We start from the raw sequence: 1,073 nt of genomic DNA on the forward strand, positions 1-1,073 counted from the left end.
AAAATTTATCGGGGGACGGAATTAAATGTTGGAAGTATTAGTTTCGCACCCGGTTTCCTGATATCCGAAGTCGGCCAAATATTTTCAAAAATTGAATTTTTCCGGTCGAGCGCCTATTTATCGGACAAGTTCGCTTTCACGATTTCATGCGCAAGGGAGATTTCTTCAATGGCCGACGGCAATCAGACGATCATGCAAAAAGCTGAAGCCCGCTTTGTCGACAAGCAGNCCAAGGCCTACGGCCGCACCCGCAAGAGCCTGTATGTGCTGACATCGGATGATTTCGGCTGAGACGCAGCCGCAACTCCAGATAAAGCGCGAAGCGATCTTCAGTCCATGAATGCGTCAAGGCGATGAGACGGGGCAGGACTTACACTCAGCCCTCTCCCGGCACTTGACGTCTCGGACACTCATCTGATCGACACCATATCGGCATTTTTCGGGTTCATGCCGACCATCACCCTTTGCCTGAGTACTGCAGGCTGACCGGTCAAGACATCGATGATGGCCCAGCCTTGGGGCAAGTCCATGCGCGGTGCATGATTGGCCATGCGGTGTGGCTCAGCCTCGCAACACGAAGAAGACCATGCCCAGGACCGCTACCGTCCAGGCGACAACCGAAAGCTTCAGCGCCATGCCGCCATGCGCGGTCAGCATCTCCCGCAGGCGTGCCGCGCTACGCGCCGACACGGCCGGTGCGGCCACCAGGGCGGCGGGTGCCTTGGCGCCAAGTTTTCCAAAGACGGGCAGCGGCGACGGTTCACGCACGAAGTTGACCTCGAATGTCGGGAGTTGGCTCGGCGAACTTGCCCAGCCCCTCCATAGCACCCTTTAGCGAACTCGCTGCATGCCAAATCGGCGCCCGTTGCGGTTCGGCCCGGGAGATACCGGAGTTTCAACTGGCGCACGGCCACTTGTGAACCGGCTCCGATGGCCGCGGCTCGCTCACAAATCCGATCTCGCCAGCAGTAGTAACTTTTCTCTTGAACCGGCCATTGATGTGGCCTAGCCTCGAGTTGAGAAAAGGTTTTTCCAGACATTCCCGATCGGGTTCGGCCGTTGGCCGGCTCTAT

2 protein-coding genes are annotated in these 1,073 nt (G+C 57.4%); both read right to left on the reverse strand.

The window, feature by feature from the left end:
- Window positions 1-410: 410 nt before the first annotated feature.
- A complete protein-coding gene (locus X742_RS01000000171240) occupies window positions 411-551 on the reverse strand; it encodes a hypothetical protein (protein WP_023775640.1) in 141 nt (46 codons plus the stop codon).
- Window positions 552-561: 10 nt separating this feature from the next.
- A complete protein-coding gene (locus tag X742_RS0139560) occupies window positions 562-768 on the reverse strand; it encodes a hypothetical protein (RefSeq protein ID WP_023784873.1) in 207 nt (68 codons plus the stop codon).
- Between the last annotated feature and the right edge of the window lie 305 nt (window positions 769-1,073).

Source organism: Mesorhizobium sp. LNHC229A00 (assembly GCF_000502415.1).
Lineage (GTDB): Bacteria > Pseudomonadota > Alphaproteobacteria > Rhizobiales > Rhizobiaceae > Mesorhizobium.

Coding starts and splice junctions, on each gene's coding strand:
- X742_RS01000000171240 (WP_023775640.1), bottom strand. CDS start 551: ATGGCCAATCATGCACCGCGCATGGACTTGCCCCAAGGCTGGGCCATC.